Raw genomic sequence first — 18,903 nt, forward strand, 5'->3', positions numbered from 1 at the left:
AGTGGCCGTTACCTAAATAACGGATATGTACTCAGTCTGATCCCACATCCCGGTCGGCTGTCAGGCCGTCTTCGCAGGCAAGCCAGCTCCCACATTTGGATCGCGGGGCGTCAGGTAGATATGCGCTGGCCGCCGGGGCCGTCACGGGAGCAAGCTCCCACAGGGAACCGCGCCCATTTCAGGCCAGGTAGCCATCCCCGCGCAACAGGGTTTCCAGGCAGTGCTCGGTGATGTGATAAAACGCCTTGAGCTCCTGGATTTTTGCCAATAGCTGCGCGTTGTCCACAGGCTCGGCACGTTTGACCGCCAGGATCATCTTGTTCTTGTTGGTGTGTTCCAGCGAGATGAACTCGAACACCTTGGTCTCATAGCCACAGGCTTCAAGGAACAATGCGCGCAGGCTGTCGGTGACCATTTCCGCCTGCTGGCCCAGGTGCAGGCCGTATTGCAGCATCGGCTTGAGCAACGCCGGGCTCTGGATCTGCAGGCGGATCTGTTTGTGGCAGCACGGCGAGCACATGATGATCGACGCACCGGAACGGATGCCGGTGTGGATCGCGTAGTCGGTGGCGATGTCGCAGGCATGCAAGGCAATCATCACGTCCAGCTCACTGGGCGCCACGCTGCGTACATCGCCACATTTGAACACCAGCCCCGGGTGCTCCAGGCGTGCGGCGGCGCTGTTGCAGAGGGTGACCATGTCTTCACGCAACTCGACACCGGTGACCTCGCCCTCGGCCTTGAGGGTATTGCGCAGGTAATCGTGAATGGCGAAGGTCAGGTAACCCTTGCCCGAGCCGAAATCGGCGACACGCACCGGGCGATCGAGCTGCAACGGCGACGACGTCAGTGCATGGCTGAACACTTCGATGAACTTGTTGATCTGCTTCCACTTGCGCGACATCGAGGGGATCAGCGCCTGCTTGGCGTCGGTCACGCCCAGGTCGGCGAGGAACGGCCGGCTCAGGTCGAGGAAGCGATTTTTTTCGCGGTTATGCTCAGCCGAAGGCGCCTCGCGCAGTTGCTGCGGTTTGCTTTTGAACAGCGAGCTTTTGTTCTTCTTGCTGTATTCCAACTGGGCTTCGTCGGTCAGCGCCAGCAAGTGCGCGTTCTTGAACGAGCTGGGCAACAGCTCGGCGATCGCCGCCACGCCGTCGGCCAAGGGGAAGTTCTTGGTGATGTCGCGGGTCTTGTAGCGATAGACGAACGACAGGCAAGGCTGCTCCTTGACCACCACCGGCTTGATGATCAGCCGCTGCAACTCGGCTTCCTCACCGACGTACTTGGCCAGCACCAGCTTGATAAAAGCGTTCTGGGCCAAGCTTGCGCTCAACAGTTCGATGAACTGGGCATGATGATCCGGCGCAGGGCGGGCAGGTTGAGCGGTGACGGACATGAACAAAAACGCCTCGGGTAAAGAATGCCGGGCATTTTAGGCGGGATGGGGGTTCAGGGCACGGGGTTATTTGATCAACGGTCAATCAACCCGAATAAGGATGCTGCCTTGTGTAGGAGCGAGCTTGCTCGCGAAAAACGTCAACGATAACGCGGGTGTCCTGAATGAACGCGGCGTCGATGAGTTTTTCGCGAGCAAGCTCGCTCCTACAAAAAAGCAGTTATTCGAGTACGACCAGGCGATTGGGCAGTTCGTTGCGGGTTTGGGTAACGGGCACATGCACCTTGAGCAACTCGCCACAGGCTTCAACGCAGGCGATGAACCCGGCCAGCGTCTGCCCCTGTTTAACTTGCTGGGTAAACGCCTGGACAATAGCGTCCCAATTGCTGTCATCCAGGCGCTTGGAAATCCCGTCATCCACCAGGATCTCCACATAACGCTCGGCCTCGCTGACAAAAATCAGCACCCCGGTGCTGCCCACCGTGTGGTGCAGGTTCTGCTCCAGAAACTGCCGCCGCGCCAGGTTGGACGCACGCCAGTGGCGTACCGAACGCGGGATCAGCCGAGTAGTGACCTTGGGCAAGCGGAACACCAGGCACAGCACAATGAACGTCGCCCACTGCGCCACCAGCAAGGTGTACATGGTCAGGTAGCCCGACAGGTAATGCACCACACCCGGCACCACCAACGCGATCAAGCTCGCCCACAGCAACGGAATGTAGGCGTAGTCGTCGGCGCGCGCCGCCAGCACGGTGACCAACTCCGCGTCGGTGGTTTTCTCGACCCGGGCGATCGCTTCGGCGACTTGGCGCTGCTCGTGTTCAGTCAGTAATGCCATGGTTGTAGATGCTCTATTCTCGTTATTGTCATTACCAGCTGCCCGAAGCCCCGCCACCGCCAAAACCACCGCCGCCGCCGCGGAAACCACCGCCACCGCCGCCGCCGCGCCCGCTGCTGTTGAGAATCGCCAGCAGGATAGCGCCCACTGGCAAGCCCATGCGATTGCACAGCCACAGCACGCCGATCAGCAGAATAAACAGGCCGATGGAAAAACCGGGATTATCCATGGCGAAGTTCGCATCCGCCACATGGGCCGGCACCGCCAAGGGCTCACCGCCCACCACCTGGATCATCGCGGCCACACCGTCGCTGATGCCCTGGCTGAAATTGCCGGCCTTGAACTTGGGCAGGATCACCTGGTTGATGATCACCCAGGATTGCGCATCCGTCAGCACGCCTTCCAGGCCATACCCGACTTCGATGCGCAATTGGCGGTCATCACGGGAGACGATCAACAGCGCGCCGTTGTCCTTGCCCTTTTGGCCAATGCCCCACTGGCGGCCCAATTGATAACCGTAGTCCTCAATAGGCACGCCTTGCAGGTCGGGCACGGTGACCACCACCAACTGGTCGCCCGAGGTCTGCTCCAGCGCCTGCAGTTGCTGGGTCAGTTGCTCGCGCACCGCCGGGTCGATCATCTGCGCGCTGTCCACCACCCGCCCGGTCAGCGCCGGGAAGCTCAGTGCCGCCTGGGCCACGCCCACGCAGGCCAACAGCCACAGCGCCAGGCCTATCCGTAATAAACGCATCGACACCTCAGTGCAGCCTTATTTGAACTTCACTTGCGGCGCTTTATCGGCATCGGCGCTGGTGGCTTCAAACGTGGCGCGGATCGGCAAGTCGCTGTACATCACGCTGTGCCACAGGCGGCCCGGGAAGGTGCGGATCTCGGTGTTGTAAGCCTGTACGGCCTGGATAAAGTCACGGCGAGACACAGCGATACGGTTCTCGGTGCCTTCAAGTTGCGATTGCAAGGCCAGGAAGTTCTGGTTGGCCTTCAGGTCCGGGTAACGCTCGGACACCACCATCAAACGGCTGAGTGCGCCGCTCAGGCCATCCTGGGCTTGCTGGAACTGCTTGAGTTTTTCGGGGTTGTCCAGGGTGCTGGCATCCACCTGGATCGAGGTGGCCTTGGCCCGCGCTTCAATCACCGCGGTAAGGGTTTCCTGCTCGTGGGCGGCATACGCCTTCACCGTTTCTACCAGGTTGGGGATCAGGTCAGCACGGCGCTGGTACTGGTTCTGCACCTGGCCCCAGGCGGCCTTGGCCTGTTCGTCCAGCGTCGGGATGTTGTTGATGCCGCAACCGCTCAGCACGCTGCTGATCAGTAACAGCGCCGCAGCCTTGAAGCCCCAGCGATAAGTGTGTGCTGCTTGCATAGTGTTTCTCCTGCCCGATCTGATGGAATGTGACGACTAACCCTATAAACCACGCGCTTGGGGCATAATCCGCCACCACTGGAATGCTTTGAGCCAATCAGCTACAAAGATGCCCAGCGCGAAAAAGAGTTCAGAGTGTGCTGCATTTATCTGAACAACACCCGAACAACAATAGACGTTCCCCACATTTTGGCCGACAGCATCTCTCTGAATGCTGCGCAGTCGCCGAAAAAGGATATTCATGAAAAAGCTGTGTTTGCTCGGCCTTGTTGCCACTCTGGCCAGCCACCCCGTATGGGCAGAAACAAAGCCTGCTGCGCTTAACGACAAGGACGCCTTCGTCAGCGACCTGCTCAAGCAAATGACCCTGGATGAGAAGATCGGCCAATTGCGCCTGATCAGCATCGGCCCGGAAATGCCCCGTGAGCTGATCCGCAAGGAAATCGCCGCCGGCCGCATCGGTGGCACGTTCAACTCCATCACCCGCCCGGAAAACCGTCCGATGCAGGACGCGGCCATGCGCAGCCGCTTGAAGATCCCCATGTTCTTCGCCTACGACGTGATCCACGGCCACCGCACCATTTTCCCGATCAGCCTGGCCCTGGCCTCCAGCTGGGACATGGACGCCATTGGCCGCTCCGGGCGCATCGCCGCCCAGGAAGCCGCCGCCGACAGCCTCGATATCACGTTTGCACCAATGGTCGATATCTCCCGCGACCCGCGCTGGGGCCGCACTTCCGAAGGTTTCGGTGAAGACACCTACCTGGTGTCACGCATTGCCGAAGTGATGGTCAAGGCGTTCCAGGGCACCAGCCCCGCGAATGCCGACAGCCTCATGGCCAGCGTCAAGCACTTCGCCCTCTACGGCGCGGTGGAAGGCGGGCGCGACTACAACGTGGTCGACATGAGCCCGGTCAAGATGTACCAGGACTACCTGCCGCCCTACCACGCGGCGATCAAGGCCGGCTCCGGCGGCGTGATGGTCGCGCTCAACTCGATCAACGGCGTGCCTGCCACCGCCAACACCTGGCTGATGAACGACCTGCTGCGCAAAGACTGGGGCTTCAAGGGCCTGACCGTCAGCGACCACGGTGCGATCGTCGAGCTGATCAAGCACGGCGTGGCCAAGGACGGACGTGAAGCCGCCAAGCTGGCGATCAAGGCTGGCATCGACATGAGCATGAATGACTCGCTGTACGGCAAGGAATTGCCGGGGCTGCTCAAGTCCGGCGAGATCCAGCAGAGCGACATCGACAACGCCGTGCGCGAAGTGCTCGGTGCCAAGTACGACATGGGCCTGTTCAAGGACCCGTACCTGCGCATCGGCAAGGCCGAGGATGACCCGGCCGACACCTACGCCGACAGCCGCCTGCACCGTGCCGAGGCCCGCGACATTGCGCGCCGCAGCCTGGTGTTGCTGAAAAACCACAACGACACCCTGCCGCTGAAAAAATCCGCGACCATTGCCCTTGTCGGCCCGCTGGCCAAGGCACCCATCGACATGATGGGCAGTTGGGCTGCTGCTGGCCGGCCTGCGCAATCGGTGACCCTGCTCGACGGCATGAACGCCGTGATCGGTGAAAAAGGCAAAGTCATCTATGCCCGTGGCGCCAACATCACCGGCGACAAAGCGGTGCTCGACTACCTCAACTTCCTCAACTTCGATGCCCCGGAAGTGGTGGATGACCCGCGCCCTGCCCAGGTGCTGATTGATGAAGCGGTGAAGGCGGCGAACAACGCCGACGTTATCGTCGCGGCGGTGGGCGAGTCCCGTGGCATGTCCCACGAATCGTCGAGCCGTACCGATCTGAACATCCCGCAAAGCCAGCGCGACTTGATCAAGGCCCTCAAAGCCACCGGCAAACCGCTGGTGCTGGTGTTGATGAACGGCCGTCCGCTGTCGATTCTCGAAGAGAACCAACAGGCCGACGCGATCCTGGAAACCTGGTTCGCAGGTACCGAAGGCGGCAACGCCATCGCCGACGTGCTGTTCGGTGACTACAACCCATCGGGCAAGCTGCCGATCACCTTCCCTCGTTCGGTGGGGCAGATTCCGACCTACTACAACCACCTGACCATCGGCCGGCCATTCACCCCAGGCAAGCCGGGCAACTACACCTCGCAGTACTTCGATGACACCACCGGCCCCCTGTTTCCGTTTGGCTATGGCCTGAGCTACACCACGTTCAGCCTGTCGGACATGGCACTGTCGTCCACCACGCTGAACAAGACCGGCAAGCTCGATGCGAGCGTCACCGTGAAGAACACTGGCAAGGTCGATGGCGAAACGGTTGTGCAGTTGTATATCCAGGACGTGGCCGGTTCGATGATCCGCCCGATCAAGGAGCTGAAGAACTTCCAGAAGGTCATGCTCAAGGCTGGCGAAGCGCGCACGCTGCACTTCACCATCACCGAGGACGACTTGAAGTTCTACAACGCCCAACTCAAGTTCGCGGCGGAACCGGGTGAGTTCAATGTGCAGATCGGCTTGGATTCCCAGGATGTGCAGCAGCAAACCTTCGAACTGCTCTGATCTGAAGCTGTAAACACGGTCGCTGTGGGAGCTGGCTTTTGTGGGAGCTGGCTTGCCTGCGATACAGGCACCTCGGTTTGTCAGGTGTACCGAGGTGATGCTATCGCAGGCAAGCCAGCTCCCACAGTTGATTGAGGTGGCCCGACTAACCGCGCCGATCCAGCAGGTTCACCACCAACCGATCAATCCAGCCCCACACCCGCTGCTTCACCCGCCGCCACAATGGCCGCGCCTTCCATGCCTCCAGGCTCACCGCCTGGCTTTGGGCAAAGTCCGCTTCGAAACTGCCCACCACCGCTGCCGTCAACTGCGGGTCCAGCGCTTCCAGGTTGGCTTCCAGGTTGAAGCGCAAATTCCAGTGGTCGAAATTGCACGAGCCAATGCTCACCCAATCATCCACCAGTACCATCTTCAGGTGCAGGAAACACGGCTGGTATTCGAAGATCTGCACGCCTGAGCGCAGCAGGCGCGGGTAATAACGGTGCCCGGCGTAACGCACCGACGGGTGATCGGTGCGCGGGCCGGTGAGCAGCAAACGTACGTCCACACCGCGCCCTGCCGCCCGGCGCAAGGCTCGGCGCACGCTCCAGGTTGGCAGGAAGTACGGGGTCGCCAGCCAGATACGCCCCTTGCTGCTGTTCAAAGCACGAATCAACGATTGCAGGATGTCACGGTGCTGACGCGCATCGGCATACGCCACGCGGCCCAGCCCCGGCCCGGTGGCGGGCACCTTGGGCAAGCGAGGCAAACCAAAGTGGGTAGCCGGTTTCCACTCACGGCGCGCGGCGTTAGCGTGCCATTGCCGGTCGAACAGGGCCTGCCAGTCCAGCACCAACGGGCCGCTGATCTGCACCATCACTTCATGCCAGTCGGCGGTGTCTTGCCCCGGCGTCCAGAACTCGTCGGTGACACCGGTGCCGCCGACCACCGCAATGCGCTGGTCGATCAGCAGTAGCTTTCGATGGTCGCGGTACAGGTTGCGCATCCAGCGCCGCCAATTCAGGCGGTTGTAAAAGCGCAGCGCCACGCCGGCATCGGTCAAGCGCTTGCGCAGCCCCAGGGTAAACGCCAGGCTGCCGTAATCGTCAAACAGGCAACGCACCTGCACGCCGCGTTCGGCGGCCAGTACCAGCGCCTGCACCATGGCCTCGGCGCAGGCCCCGGCTTCGACCAGGTACAGCTCAAGGTCAACCTGCTGCTCGGCCCGGGCGATGCCCACCAGCATCTGCGGGAAGAAATTCGGCCCGTCGATCAGCAATTCGAACTGATTGGCGCTGCGCCACGGGAACACCGCGCCGCTCATGTCAGCGCGCCGTGAAAATCAGCACCGCACCCACCGGCACCGACAAACTGATCGACTTGAGCCCTGCCGCCTTACGCAAGGTAGCCACACCGGGCGCCAGGTCGAAATCTTCGGCATGCAGCACCACGGGCTCCAGAGTTACCACCTGGAAACGCCGCTCATCCAGGCGCGTGGCCAGCAGTTCGGCGCTGTAGGTCTGGGTCTTGCCGTGCAGCGTGACGCTCAAGGGCAGGCGCAATTCCAACTGCGCGCCGGACGCCAGGTCATTGATGGGCTGCAGATTGATCTGTGCGCTGATCTGCGCTTCGGGGAAGGTCTTGATCTCGAACAGCTCTTTACGCATGCGCTCGTCGCGCAACGGAATACCGCTGTTGATTGAGTCCAGCTCCACTTCCAGCCGAGCCGCGCCTTTGGCGTCGACTTTGCCGTGCAGCACCAGGAAGCGCTGGACTTCGGCAATCTCGGTGTTTTTGGTGGTGACGAAAGACAGGCGCGAGGATTCGTTATCCAGGTACCAATCGGCGTGGGCAGGCACAGCAGCAAAGGCCAGCAGCGCGAAGACCAGAGGTTTGACATTGAACATAAAGACTCATGGGGCAAAAAACCTGGGCGAACCTTAAGCGCAATCTCACAACCTGCGCAAATCCAATGTGGGAGCTGGCTTGCTGTGGCGAGGGAGCTTGCTCCCGTTCGACAGCGCAGCTGGAGCCGGCTTTTTGGGGGCGCTACGCACCCCAGCGGGAGCAAGCTCCCTCGCCACAAAAGCCAGCTGCCGCAGGGTTTTTGCTGTGTTTTCAAACCAGCGTTCGTTGCACTTCGCAGATCGTTTCTTCAAGGCTGCCCATGTGCAAATTCAACACCCGCTCCACCGGCGCCTGATGCATCGGCCAATGCAGCGCCATGCTCCCCACCAATCGGCCGTTGGCGCGCACCGGCAAGGCCACCGCCCGGATCAGGAACGGCAAACGCACCGGGTATTCCCAATAGCCCTCGGTACGCTGTCCGAAGCCCTGGTGCTGGGTTTGCTCGCATGCGCGATAGTGCTCGTCTGCCGCCACATGATTGCGGCCTGCCAGGCGCTGTACTTCGTCAGCCGGCAATTGCGTCAGGCAAGCCTTGCCCATCGCCGAGTGGAACAGGCTGGCGTACTGGCCGACGATCTGGCAGTTGTTCGGGTACAGCTTGCGCAACACGCTGGGGATCGCGCTTTCCATGACCTCCAGGCGCTCGCCATCGAAGCACGACAAGTCCACCACCAGCCCAGTGCGCTCGCTGAGCTCCAGCAACCAAGGGGCGGCGCTCTCCACCACCTGGCGCTTGAAGCGTTGCTGGGTATCGCCAAACAAGCGTCGGGCACGCAGGCGGTAACGCCGATCGCTCAGGCCGCGGTAGACCCACCCCTGTTCCTGCAAGGTCAGCAACATGCGCGACACCGTGGCCTTGGGCAGCTGCGTGAGGTAGTGCAGTTCTTCCAGCCCCAGGGCCTGGTGCTCGCCCAGCAACTCGACGATTGCCAGAGCGCGCTCAACCGAGCGTACGGTGCCTGTCTCCATATTCGATCTCCCTGTTGCTGGTGGATGATCTTTTTTCACAGCAAGATACAGGCCCGGTCAGCGCTCAACGGGTCGTTGCAAGGCACGCCGGTGGCCGGCGTTGTACCCATTGGGTCAGTTGTTCATGGGCATAGGCCAATTGCAGCACGGCCCTGTCGGCCTGGGCCGGGCCAATGATTTGCAGGCCCATGGGCAAGCCCTGAGGGTTGAAGCCCGCCGGGATGCTCATGCTCGGCAAACCGGCGAGGGTCGGGCCGATCACCACTTCCATCCAGCGGTGATAAGTGTCCATTTCACGCCCGCCCACGAGGCGCGGCCAAGGCTGTTGTGCATCGAAAGGGAACACCTGGGCGGTGGGCAACAGCAGGAAATCGTAACGTTCGAACAGCTTGCCCAAAGCGCGGTACCACTGACTGCGGTCCACCGACGCCTGGTAAACCTGCTGGGCACTCAAGCCCTGGCCGCCCTCCACTTCCCATTGCGCTTCGGGCTTGAGCAACGCGCGCTTTTGCGGGTTGGCGTAGGCCGCGCCGAGGTTGCCGTGCACCAGCCAATGGCGGTGTACCAACCAGCAGCGCCACAGGCGCGCCATGGAAAAGTCCGGTTGGCAGCTGTGCACTTCACAGCCCAACCTGGCGAAATCATCCAGCGCCGCTTCGCACAGGCTCATCACGCCATCATCCATCGGCAGATAACCGTTGTAGTCCCCCAGCCAACCGAGGCGTGCGCCGTTGAAGTCGCGTTGCAACGGCTGGCCCAGCACAGCGGGATCGTCCCTGGATGACAACGGCGCCCGGGGATCGTAACCGGACTGAATGCTCAGCAACCGCGCCACATCCGTTACGCTGCGCCCCATCGGGCCTTCGGTGCCCAATTGCTGCACGAACAGTTCCGGCATCGGCCCGTGAGGCACCCGCCCCTGGGAGGGGCGCAAGCCGAACACGTTGTTGAACGCCGCCGGGTTGCGCAGCGAGCCCATCATGTCGCTGCCGTCGGCCACCGGCAGCATGCGCAGCGCCAGGGCCACCGCCGCTCCGCCACTGCTGCCACCCGCCGCCAGGCGTGGGTCATAGGCATTGCCGGTGGTGCCAAACAGCGTGTTGTAGGTGTGGGAGCCCAGGCCGAACTCCGGCACGTTGGTCTTGCCGATGATGATCGCGCCACTGGCCCGCACCCGCGCCACGCTGATGGCGTCTTCGTTCGGTACATGCTCGGCGAACAGCGGTGAGCCCAGGGTGGTGCGCAAACCCTGGGTGGCCGCCAGGTCCTTGATGGCCTGGGGCATGCCATGCATCCAGCCACGGGAATGGCCCCGGTCCAACTCACGATCACAGGCTCTCGCCTCGGCCAGCACGGCCTCGCTTTCGCGCAACGACACCAGCGCATTCACGCCAGGGTTAAAGCGCTGGATCTGCGCCAGGTACGCCTGCATCACCTCTTCGCACGATACCTGCCGCCCATGGATGGCCCGCGACAGCTCAGTGGCATCCCAATCAACAATACTCAAGGCTTCACCTCTCTGGAAAACGGCAGCGGCTTGCTCGCCCGGGGTGCCTCGCGCATGCAGTAAGTGCCCAGCAGCGTCAGCACGCACGCAAACAATACATAAAACGACGGCGCCACTGCCGTGCCCAGCACCTTGCTCAGCCAGGTCACGATCAACGGCGCGAAACCACCGAACACCATCACCGCCACGTTATAGGCCACCGACACACCGGTCGAGCGCACCTCGATAGGGAACTGTTCGGCCAATGCCGTCGGCGCTGGCCCGAAGAACCCGCCAATCGCCGTGCACAACATCACCTGCATCACCAGCAGGCGCTCGATGGACGGCGCAGCGGCTACCCACACATACAAGGGGTAGACCATCACGAAGAACGCCAGGGTGAAGGCCATCAACACCGGTCGCCGTCCCAACCGATCCGAGAGCAGGCCGGACAAGGGGATCACCACGGTCATCAGCGCCACCGCAAACATCTGCACCATCAGCACCTGGTCCAGCGGCAGGCCGAGGTTTTTGTGGGCGAAGGTCGGCATGTTCACCAGCACCACGTAGAACGACACCGTCGCCCCGCAGGCCAGGCCCATGGACACCAGGATGCTGCGCCGATGGTCACGCAGCACTTGCATGAGGCTCGGCGCCGGGCCGGTGGCATTTTTACGCGCCTGGATGAACTCTTCCGGGTCTTCCATGTGCCGACGAATCCACAACCCCACCGGGCCGATCAACAAGCCCAGCACAAACGGCAGGCGCCAGCCCCACAGGTCGAGGGTTTCGGGCGAAAAGAAATGCGTGACCAACGCCACCATCGCCGCCCCGCCGAACACCGCCAGGCATTGCCCTACCAATTGCCAGGAGCCATACAAGCCCTTGCGATGGGCAGGTGCGCTCTCCACCAGAAATGCCGTGGCGCTGGCATATTCACCGCCGGTGGCAAACCCCTGAAGCATCCGCGCCACCACAATCAGCAACGGTGCACCCATGCCGATCGCGGCGTAGTTCGGCGCGAAGGCGATCAGCGCGATGGACACGGTCATCAGCCGGATAATCAACTGCATCGCGGCTTTGCGGCCTTTGCGGTCGGCATAAATACCCAACAGGATGCCGCCCACCGGACGCATGAAAAAGCCCACGCCAAAGGTGGCCAGGGCCATCAGCAGCGACGCGTATTCGTCTTCCGAGGGGAAGAACTGCCGGGCGATGATACTGGCGAGAAAGCCGTAGACGATAAAGTCATACCATTCCAGCGCGTTGCCGATCACGGCCGCCACCACTTGGCGGGTGCGGGAAACGCCAGGCTTTGAAGTCTGCATGAGGAACACTCCATTCAACCGATATAGGGAAAGGGTCCAGCGGCAGAAAAAGGCGTTGCAGTAGGAGCGAGCTTGCTCGCGAAGGTCGTTAACGCTGACGCAGCGCTTTCCGGGAGCCCGTGTCGCTTGTGGGTTTTTCGCGAGCAAGCTCGCTCCTACAAAGGATTGGGTTATCCGGCTGGCTTGAGCCAGCTCTCGGCTAGCGCACCCCAGTAGGCTGCGCCGGTCAGCAGGATGTCGTCGTTGAAGTCATAGGCGGGGTTGTGCACCATCGGTCGCGACACGCCGTTGCCGATAAACAGGTAACTGCCGGGGCAGCGTTGCAGCATCCAGGCGAAGTCTTCGCTGCCCATCAGCGTGCGGGTGTTGCCATCCACAGCGTCGGCACCGAGCAAGGCCACACCGACCTGGCGGGCGAATTCGGTTTCTTCGGCGTGGTTGACCAGCACCGGGTAGGCCGGCCGGTGTTCGATCTGCACGGTGCAGCCGAAGCTGGCGGCCTGGGTCTGGATGATCGCGTTGACCCGTTCCAGCATCTGTTCGCGTACCTTGGGGTTAAGTGCGCGCAAGCTCAGGCGCAACAGGGCTTGCTGGGGAATCACATTGGCGGCTTGCCCTGCTTGAAGGGCGCCGACCGTGACCACGGCAGCTTCCTGGGTGTCGATATTGCGTGCTACCACCGTTTGCAAGGCCATGACCATACTGGCGGCAGCCACCAGCGGATCGACGGTAAGGTGCGGCATGGAGCCATGGCCACCTACGCCTTCGAGCGTCACGGTGAGCAGGTCCTGGGAGGCCATCATCGGCCCCACTCTCAAGCCCAGATGCCCAGCCGGCAAGCCTGGCATATTGTGCATGCCGAACAACCCGTCGCAGGGGAAGCGCTCCAGCAACCCATCTGCAAGCATCGCCTCGGCGCCGCCCTGGCCTTCTTCGGCGGGTTGGAAAATCAGGTTCAAAGTACCGTCGAATTGCTGCGTCGCCGCCAAGTAACGCGCGGCACCGAGCAACATGGTGGTGTGGCCGTCATGGCCGCAGGCGTGCATGCAGCCGGCATGTTGGCTGGTGTAGGCCGCGCCGGTGTTTTCGATGATGGGCAAGGCGTCCATGTCGGCGCGAATCCCCAACGTGCGCGAGCTGTTGCCATTGCGCAACACACCGACCACACCGGTCCTGCCGATGCCGGTGTGCACCTCGTAACCCCACTCCTTGAGTGACTGTGCGACCAGCGCTGAGGTGCGGTTCTCTTCAAAGCCGAGTTCGGGGTGGGCGTGGATATCGTGACGCACAGCGTGCAAGTCGCTGGCAACGTCGCTGAGCCAATCCAGGATGTGCTGGTGCGGGCGCATGGTGATTCTCCTCACAGGCGGGTGGTCCCGTTCTTGTTGGCGACACATCGACAGCTAAGCGCGATGTACGCGTGAGGACAATCAAAGGTGGTTCCACCCTGTGGAACCTCAGGGCCGGTTCTTTTTCCGAGAACCCACGCAGATAATCTAAATGTGGGAGCTGGCTTGCCTGCGATGGCGGCGGCACAGGCACCAGTGATGTTGGCTGACCTGGCGCTATCGCAGGCAAGCCAGCTCCCACAGGGGAATTTGGGTGTGTCAGGGGTTGAGGCGGCAGCCTTGACGGTCGCCCAACCACCGCGCTGTATGGGTACGCCCCAACCCACTCGCCGTGACTTCACTGCGTTCCGGCGAGTCAGTGAACGCACTGATGGGCACGTACTGCTTCACATACCCCAGGCAATACTGCGCCGGGTTGTTGGCCACGTACCGGCACGAGCAGTACTCCTTGGCGGTGTACGCCGCGATGATGTCGGGGAAGGCTTGCAGGTTGACGCGCTCGTGCCAAACCCAGCCGAACAATGCGAAAAGCAACACCAGTAAAACGCTGATGAACGGATGACGACGGATCATGAGCGCACCGCCGCCAGCACGCGTTTGAGCAGTTCGTTATGCCGGTAACTGCCATCCCGATCATCGCCGTAACGCACGATCACCAGGTGTTCGTCGGGCAGCACAAACAGCGCCTGGCCCCAGTGCCCCAGCGCGGCGAAGGTAGTGGCCGGTGCGTCGGGCCAGGGTTGGGGGGCGCCGGTGTTGAGCCACCAATGGCCGCCCGGCACAGCTTCATCCTGGCCGACTTTGTAGCGGTCGAAGGGCCGGCGGTTGAAGGTGACCCAGTCCTTGGGCAGCAGTTGCCGCACGCCCCAGCGCCCATCCCGCGCCATCAGTAAACCTACTCGTGCCAGATCCCGGGCCGTGAGGTAGGCATAGGACGACGCGACAAACGTTTCATCGGCGTCGGTTTCCCAGGTTGCGTCGCGAATGCCCAGGGGCTGGAACAGCGCGTCCCACGGGTAGGTCATGTAGGCCTTGTGGCCGAGCATGCCCTTGAGCGCAGCGGACAGGATAGTGCTGTCGCCACTGGAATAACGGAAAGCCTGGCCAGGAACGGCGGCGGCCTCGGTATCCGCCGCGAATTGCGCCATGTCGGTGTGGCCACGGGTGTAGAGCATCGCCACCACCGAGGATTTCAACGGGGCGTACTCGTAGTCTTCCTGCCAGTCCAACCCGGAGGCCCAGTGCAGCAGGTCGGCCATGCTCACTTTGGGGTGCTGCTTCATCGGTGGGTAGAAACGTGCGACAGGGTCGCCGAGTTTGAAGCGGCCTTGCCCGTAGGCCACGCCCAGCACGGTAGCCATCAGGCTTTTGCTGACGGACCAGGTCAGGTGCGGTGTGCTGGCAGTGGTGGGCGCGGCGTAGCGTTCATAGATGATTTCGCCATCCCGAATGACCAGCAACGCATCGGTGCGAATACCGTTGCGGGTGGCATCGTCACGAGGTGGGAAAGCGTAGGCGTCCAGGGCATCGACAGCGGGACCGGTGAGGGTTGTGCCCACGGCCCACTCCTTTTCAGGCCAGATTTCAGCGCGAGCATTCACGGCGACAAACAGCAGGGCAACGCACAACAGGCCTCGGACCATGGACGCAAACTCAAGGGGGCATTCAAGCCCGCGAGCCTAGCTCACGCCAGTGACAGATTTGCGACAAGGGGGCTGTCATCCAACCGTCACCGTAACTTCATGGAGCTGACACCGAGGCTACATAGCCTGACTTTGGACAACAAAGTCGACTGGCCGCAACCTGGCCGGCACCCGGAGACTCGCTATGACTCAGATCGCCCGCATCAGCGACAAAGGCAATGAACGCCGTCTGCAAGCCGAACGCCTGGTAGGCACGCAGGCATTGCAGGAAGCCCAGGCCCTGCGGTTCAACGTGTTCAGCGGCGAGTTCAACGCCAAGCTGAAAGGCGCGGAACTGGGTCTGGACATGGATGACTATGATGTTCACTGCAGCCATATCGGCGTGCGGGATTTGAACAGCGGTCGACTCGTCGCGACTACCCGTCTGCTCGACCACCAGGCCGCCAGCACCCTGGGCCGGTTCTACAGTGAAGAAGAATTCAGCCTGCATGGCCTGCTGCACTTGCAGGGCCCGATCCTGGAGATTGGCCGCACCTGCGTCGACCCGGCCTATCGCAATGGCGGCACCATCGCGGTGTTATGGGGCGAGTTGGCCGAAGTGCTCAACCAGGGCGGCTACAGCTACCTGATGGGCTGCGCGAGCATCCCGATGCACGATGGCGGCATCCAGGCCCACGCGATCATGCAGCGCTTGCGCGAGCGCTACCTGTGCAACGAACACCTGCGCGCCGAACCGAAAAAACCACTGCCGGCCCTGGACCTGCCGTCCAACGTCATCGCCGAAATGCCGCCGCTGCTCAAGGCCTACATGCGCCTGGGCGCGAAGATCTGCGGCGAGCCGTGCTGGGATGAAGACTTCCAGGTAGCAGACGTGTTTATCCTGCTCAAGCGCGACGAGTTGTGCCCGCGCTACGCGCGCCACTTCAAGGCGGCCATGTGATGAACCGCCTGCGCATTTACGGGCGCATCGCCCGCGTGCTGTTGGTGGTGGGGCTGGGGTTGAGCATGGCCAGTGTGTTTGGCCTGTTCGAGCGCCTGGGCGTGGCTAACTCGATGGTGCGGCGCCAGCGTTGGTCGCGCTTCTTTATGGCGCGACTGACCAACGCCCTGCCCTTTCGCGTGACGGTGCATGGCGAGTTGCCGCAAACGCCGATGCTGTGGGTGAGCAATCATGTGTCGTGGACGGATATTCCGTTGCTGGGCATGGTGGCGCCGATGTCGTTTTTGTCCAAGGCCGAGGTGCGCACCTGGCCGGTGGCCGGCTGGCTGGCGGCCAAGGCTGGCAGCCTGTTTATTCGTCGCGGATCAGGTGACAGCCAACTGATCCGCAAGCAAATGACCCGTCATCTGGAGCAACAGCACCCCTTGCTGATGTTCCCCGAAGGCACCACCACCGATGGGCGCGGCCTGCGCACGTTCCACGGGCGCTTGCTGGCCAGCGCGATCGATGCGGATGTATCACTGCAGCCGGTAGCGATTCGGTATCTGCGCGACGGCCAAGTCGACCCGCTGGCACCCTTTATTGGCGATGATGATTTGCTCTCGCACCTGATGCGCTTGTTTTCCAATGACCGCGGCGATGTGGAGATTCATGTGCTCAAGCCGATTGCCTGCGCCGGGCAGGAACGTGCGGCGTTGGCGTATCAGGCGCAGCAGGCGGTGCAGAAGGCATTGTTCGGCCCGGTGCCGGAAACCGAGCAAGTGGCCGCTCGGCCTGCATTCGCAGCCTGAAGCAATGTGAACTCAATCCAAATGTGGGAGCTGGCTTGCCTGCGATGGCGGTGGGTCAGCCATAACATCAACCGGTAGGCCGCTATCGCCGACAGGCCAGCTCCCACATTCAGATCTCAATAGTCAGTTGAGATTGCGCAAATTTCTGCAACTCTGGGTAGAACAGTCGAAAGTCCTCACTCAACGGCTCATACAAAACCCGCAACTCCTGCATCGCGTACCCCAGTTCCTCAGGCTGTGTCAGCCGCCGCGAAATCCCGCGCAATACCTGCTCCATCACCGCAAACTCGCGGTACGAGCCCAACCAATCATCCGCTGCCATATACGGCGCAATCTGCGCCAGCCGCCCCGGCAACGCGGGTTCGGCCGCCAGTGCCCGATATACCCGGGAGGTGAATAGCTCCAGAGGCTGGTCGGCATACAGCGCCCAATCCCGCGCCAGACAATGGTCGAAAAACACATCGAGGACGATCCCGGCATAGCGCCTGCGGGTCAGACTGAAGCGCGACAACGCCTCGCCCACCAGCGGATGGCTATCGGTAAAGCGGTCGATGGAGCGATGCAACTGGATCGCCGCTTCGATTTGCGGGCTGAACTGGCCCTGAAGGCGGCCTTTGACGAAGTCGCCATAGAGACTGCCCAGCAATTGCGCAGGAAGTTGGCCGCCCAGGTGCAGATGTGCGAGATAATTCATGCTGCGCAGTCTACCACTGCCACCCGCATATCGTTATAACCCGATATACCGATTCGACCTGGCCTCAGATCAAAATCATATTGGTATATCGGGATATTACGATTTAAAGTTCGCCTCATCGCGATATAACGCTTTACGACACCGAGCACCCTGCCATGTCCATCGACCTCGACGAAATAATAAAAGCCCTGGCGCACCCAGTACGACGAGACATCCTCACCTGGCTCAAAGACCCGAAAGTGCAGTTCCCCGAGCAATTGCACAACCACGAATACGGCATCTGCGCCGGGCAGATCGACCAGCGCTGCGGCTTGTCCCAGTCGACCGTGTCGGCGCACCTGGCCACCTTGCAACGGGCGGGGTTGATCAGCAGCCAGAAGGCCGGGCAGTGGCACTTTTTCAAGCGCAACGAGGAAGTGATCCAAGCCTTTCTCGCTGCGCTCATTACCGAACTCAGCGCACCGTAATCATCAAGGACACGCCCATGCCCCTCTCGCTACTCATACTGGCCCTGAGCGCCTTCGCCATCGGCACCACCGAGTTCGTCATCATGGGCTTGCTGCCCGATGTGGCGACGGACCTGGGTGTGTCGATTCCCGGCGCCGGCTGGCTGGTCACCGGCTACGCCCTGGGCGTGGCCATCGGCGCGCCGTTCATGGCACTGGCCACCGCCAGGCTGCCACGCAAGGCGGCGCTGGTAGCGCTGATGGGTATTTTCATTATCGGCAATCTGCTCTGTGCCCTGGCAAGCGACTACAACGTGCTGATGTTTGCCCGTGTGGTCACAGCGTTGTGCCACGGTGCCTTCTTCGGCATTGGCTCGGTGGTGGCCGCCAACCTGGTGCCGGCCAACAAACGTGCGTCAGCCGTCGCGTTGATGTTCACCGGGTTGACCCTGGCCAACGTGCTGGGCGTGCCCCTGGGTACGGCGCTGGGCCAGGAAGCCGGCTGGCGCTCGACCTTCTGGGCCGTGACCGTGATTGGCGTGATCGCCTTGATCGGCCTGATTCGCTTCTTGCCCGCCAAGCGTGACGAAGAAAAACTCGACATGCGCGCCGAACTGGCCGCCCTCAAGGGTGCCGGTATCTGGCTGTCGCTGAGCATGACCGCGCTGTTTGCCGCGTCTATGTTCACCCTCTTTACCTACGTCGCGCCGCTGCTGGGCGATGTCACCGGCGTGTCGCCCAAGGGCGTGACCTGGACCCTGCTGCTGATCGGCCTGGGGCTCACCGTGGGCAACATCATCGGCGGCAAACTGGCGGACAAGCGCCTGGCGGCCACCTTGATCGGCGTGTTCATCAGCATGGCGATGGTTTCCACGGTGTTGAGCTGGACCAGCGTTGCGGTGATACCGACTGAAATCACCCTGTTCCTGTGGGCCACCGCCTCGTTCGCCGCCGTGCCGGCGCTGCAAATCAACGTGGTGACCTTCGGCAAGGCCGCGCCGAACCTGGTATCCACCCTGAACATCGGTGCCTTCAACATTGGCAACGCCCTCGGCGCCTGGGTCGGCGGCAGCGTGATTGCCCACGGCTTCGGCCTGACCAGCGTGCCCCTGGCCGCTGCAGCACTGGCGATTCTCGCGCTGCTGGTGACCCTTATCACTTTCCGTCAGGGCGGCAACGCCGACCTGGCCCCCGCGACCAACTGATCAACTTGAAAGAGAAG

The 18,903-nt window shown here is 61.9% G+C and carries 18 protein-coding genes; 5 read left to right on the forward strand and 13 right to left on the reverse strand.

Annotation, left to right across the window (positions count from 1 at the left end; translation table 11 throughout):
* Positions 1–178: 178 nt before the first annotated feature.
* The 4 genes from BT204_RS11345 to BT204_RS11360 all read right to left on the reverse strand — a co-directional run bounded on the left by BT204_RS11345 (position 179) and on the right by BT204_RS11360 (position 3,615).
* Positions 179–1,396 carry a class I SAM-dependent methyltransferase gene (locus BT204_RS11345; RefSeq protein ID WP_072446847.1) on the reverse strand — a complete coding sequence of 406 codons (1,218 nt, stop codon included), beginning with the start codon at positions 1,394–1,396 and terminating at the stop codon, positions 179–181.
* 220 nt (positions 1,397–1,616) lie between these two features.
* Positions 1,617–2,234 carry a TPM domain-containing protein gene (locus BT204_RS11350; RefSeq protein ID WP_034126537.1) on the reverse strand — a complete coding sequence of 206 codons (618 nt, stop codon included), beginning with the start codon at positions 2,232–2,234 and terminating at the stop codon, positions 1,617–1,619.
* Positions 2,235–2,265: 31 nt separating this feature from the next.
* On the reverse strand, positions 2,266–2,985 hold the full coding sequence (locus BT204_RS28280) for a TPM domain-containing protein (RefSeq protein WP_072446849.1): 720 nt from the start codon (positions 2,983–2,985) through the stop codon (positions 2,266–2,268).
* A gap of 18 nt (positions 2,986–3,003) precedes the next feature.
* Entirely contained in the window at positions 3,004–3,615 is a 612-nt protein-coding gene (locus BT204_RS11360) for a LemA family protein (RefSeq protein WP_014717327.1), read from the reverse strand.
* Between the two features lie 241 nt (positions 3,616–3,856).
* Here BT204_RS11360 and bglX point away from each other — a divergent pair, with 241 nt between their 5' ends.
* Entirely contained in the window at positions 3,857–6,148 is a 2,292-nt protein-coding gene (bglX, locus tag BT204_RS11365) for a beta-glucosidase BglX (protein WP_054898726.1), read from the forward strand.
* 145 nt (positions 6,149–6,293) lie between these two features.
* Here the strand turns inward: bglX and BT204_RS11370 are convergent, their stop codons facing one another.
* The 8 genes from BT204_RS11370 to BT204_RS11410 all read right to left on the reverse strand — a co-directional run bounded on the left by BT204_RS11370 (position 6,294) and on the right by BT204_RS11410 (position 14,810).
* Positions 6,294–7,451, reverse strand: coding sequence for a phospholipase D-like domain-containing protein (locus BT204_RS11370; RefSeq protein ID WP_034126534.1), 1,158 nt, complete (start codon positions 7,449–7,451; stop codon positions 6,294–6,296).
* Between the two features lies 1 nt (position 7,452).
* Positions 7,453–8,034, reverse strand: coding sequence for a YceI family protein (locus BT204_RS11375; RefSeq protein ID WP_054898725.1), 582 nt, complete (start codon positions 8,032–8,034; stop codon positions 7,453–7,455).
* Between the two features lie 211 nt (positions 8,035–8,245).
* A complete protein-coding gene (locus BT204_RS11380; protein WP_054899019.1) occupies positions 8,246–9,004 on the reverse strand; it encodes a helix-turn-helix domain-containing protein in 759 nt (252 codons plus the stop codon).
* A 64-nt stretch (positions 9,005–9,068) separates the two neighbouring features.
* Positions 9,069–10,511, reverse strand: a complete 1,443-nt coding sequence (locus BT204_RS11385; RefSeq protein ID WP_054899018.1) for an amidase — start codon at positions 10,509–10,511, stop codon at positions 9,069–9,071.
* Positions 10,508–11,818, reverse strand: coding sequence for a citrate-proton symporter (locus BT204_RS11390; RefSeq protein WP_072446850.1), 1,311 nt, complete (start codon positions 11,816–11,818; stop codon positions 10,508–10,510). The genes BT204_RS11385 and BT204_RS11390 overlap by 4 nt, the downstream gene beginning before the upstream one ends.
* 170 nt (positions 11,819–11,988) lie before the next feature.
* Positions 11,989–13,167, reverse strand: a complete 1,179-nt coding sequence (locus BT204_RS11395; protein ID WP_057975646.1) for a M20 aminoacylase family protein — start codon at positions 13,165–13,167, stop codon at positions 11,989–11,991.
* A gap of 258 nt (positions 13,168–13,425) precedes the next feature.
* Positions 13,426–13,740 (reverse strand): amidase, encoded by a 315-nt coding sequence (locus BT204_RS11405; RefSeq protein WP_072446854.1) that lies wholly within the window; start codon positions 13,738–13,740, stop codon positions 13,426–13,428.
* Complete coding sequence (locus BT204_RS11410) at positions 13,737–14,810, reverse strand: serine hydrolase domain-containing protein (protein ID WP_054921977.1); 1,074 nt, start codon at positions 14,808–14,810, stop codon at positions 13,737–13,739. Before BT204_RS11410 ends, BT204_RS11405 begins: the two co-directional genes overlap by 4 nt.
* Positions 14,811–14,994: 184 nt before the next feature.
* Between BT204_RS11410 and olsB the strand changes: the two genes are divergently transcribed.
* On the forward strand, positions 14,995–15,750 hold the full coding sequence (gene olsB / locus BT204_RS11415) for an L-ornithine N(alpha)-acyltransferase (protein ID WP_054921975.1): 756 nt from the start codon (positions 14,995–14,997) through the stop codon (positions 15,748–15,750).
* The gene (locus BT204_RS11420) at positions 15,750–16,541 is read left to right on the forward strand and encodes a lysophospholipid acyltransferase family protein (protein WP_032893104.1); all 792 of its coding nucleotides are present in this window, start codon (positions 15,750–15,752) and stop codon (positions 16,539–16,541) included. Before olsB ends, BT204_RS11420 begins: the two co-directional genes overlap by 1 nt.
* Before the next feature lie 109 nt (positions 16,542–16,650).
* On the opposite strand, the gene BT204_RS11425 is transcribed toward BT204_RS11420, so the two are convergent.
* Positions 16,651–17,235, reverse strand: a complete 585-nt coding sequence (locus BT204_RS11425; protein WP_072446856.1) for an acyl carrier protein phosphodiesterase — start codon at positions 17,233–17,235, stop codon at positions 16,651–16,653.
* A gap of 155 nt (positions 17,236–17,390) precedes the next feature.
* Between BT204_RS11425 and BT204_RS11430 the strand changes: the two genes are divergently transcribed.
* A complete protein-coding gene (locus BT204_RS11430) occupies positions 17,391–17,702 on the forward strand; it encodes an ArsR/SmtB family transcription factor (RefSeq protein ID WP_054899009.1) in 312 nt (103 codons plus the stop codon).
* Positions 17,703–17,719: 17 nt separating this feature from the next.
* Complete coding sequence (locus tag BT204_RS11435; protein ID WP_072446858.1) at positions 17,720–18,886, forward strand: MFS transporter; 1,167 nt, start codon at positions 17,720–17,722, stop codon at positions 18,884–18,886.
* Positions 18,887–18,903 lie beyond the last annotated feature (17 nt).

The organism is Pseudomonas sp. NFPP02 (assembly GCF_900119355.1).
Lineage (GTDB): Bacteria > Pseudomonadota > Gammaproteobacteria > Pseudomonadales > Pseudomonadaceae > Aquipseudomonas > Aquipseudomonas paracarnis.

Coding starts and splice junctions, on each gene's coding strand:
- BT204_RS11345 (WP_072446847.1), bottom strand. CDS start 1,396: ATGTCCGTCACCGCTCAACCTGCCCGCCCTGCGCCGGATCATCATGCC.
- BT204_RS11350 (WP_034126537.1), bottom strand. CDS start 2,234: ATGGCATTACTGACTGAACACGAGCAGCGCCAAGTCGCCGAAGCGATC.
- BT204_RS28280 (WP_072446849.1), bottom strand. CDS start 2,985: ATGCGTTTATTACGGATAGGCCTGGCGCTGTGGCTGTTGGCCTGCGTG.
- BT204_RS11360 (WP_014717327.1), bottom strand. CDS start 3,615: ATGCAAGCAGCACACACTTATCGCTGGGGCTTCAAGGCTGCGGCGCTG.
- bglX (WP_054898726.1), top strand. CDS start 3,857: ATGAAAAAGCTGTGTTTGCTCGGCCTTGTTGCCACTCTGGCCAGCCAC.
- BT204_RS11370 (WP_034126534.1), bottom strand. CDS start 7,451: ATGAGCGGCGCGGTGTTCCCGTGGCGCAGCGCCAATCAGTTCGAATTG.
- BT204_RS11375 (WP_054898725.1), bottom strand. CDS start 8,034: ATGTTCAATGTCAAACCTCTGGTCTTCGCGCTGCTGGCCTTTGCTGCT.
- BT204_RS11380 (WP_054899019.1), bottom strand. CDS start 9,004: ATGGAGACAGGCACCGTACGCTCGGTTGAGCGCGCTCTGGCAATCGTC.
- BT204_RS11390 (WP_072446850.1), bottom strand. CDS start 11,818: ATGCAGACTTCAAAGCCTGGCGTTTCCCGCACCCGCCAAGTGGTGGCG.
- BT204_RS11395 (WP_057975646.1), bottom strand. CDS start 13,167: ATGCGCCCGCACCAGCACATCCTGGATTGGCTCAGCGACGTTGCCAGC.
- BT204_RS11405 (WP_072446854.1), bottom strand. CDS start 13,740: ATGATCCGTCGTCATCCGTTCATCAGCGTTTTACTGGTGTTGCTTTTC.
- BT204_RS11410 (WP_054921977.1), bottom strand. CDS start 14,810: ATGGTCCGAGGCCTGTTGTGCGTTGCCCTGCTGTTTGTCGCCGTGAAT.
- olsB (WP_054921975.1), top strand. CDS start 14,995: ATGACTCAGATCGCCCGCATCAGCGACAAAGGCAATGAACGCCGTCTG.
- BT204_RS11420 (WP_032893104.1), top strand. CDS start 15,750: ATGAACCGCCTGCGCATTTACGGGCGCATCGCCCGCGTGCTGTTGGTG.
- BT204_RS11425 (WP_072446856.1), bottom strand. CDS start 17,235: ATGAATTATCTCGCACATCTGCACCTGGGCGGCCAACTTCCTGCGCAA.
- BT204_RS11430 (WP_054899009.1), top strand. CDS start 17,391: ATGTCCATCGACCTCGACGAAATAATAAAAGCCCTGGCGCACCCAGTA.
- BT204_RS11435 (WP_072446858.1), top strand. CDS start 17,720: ATGCCCCTCTCGCTACTCATACTGGCCCTGAGCGCCTTCGCCATCGGC.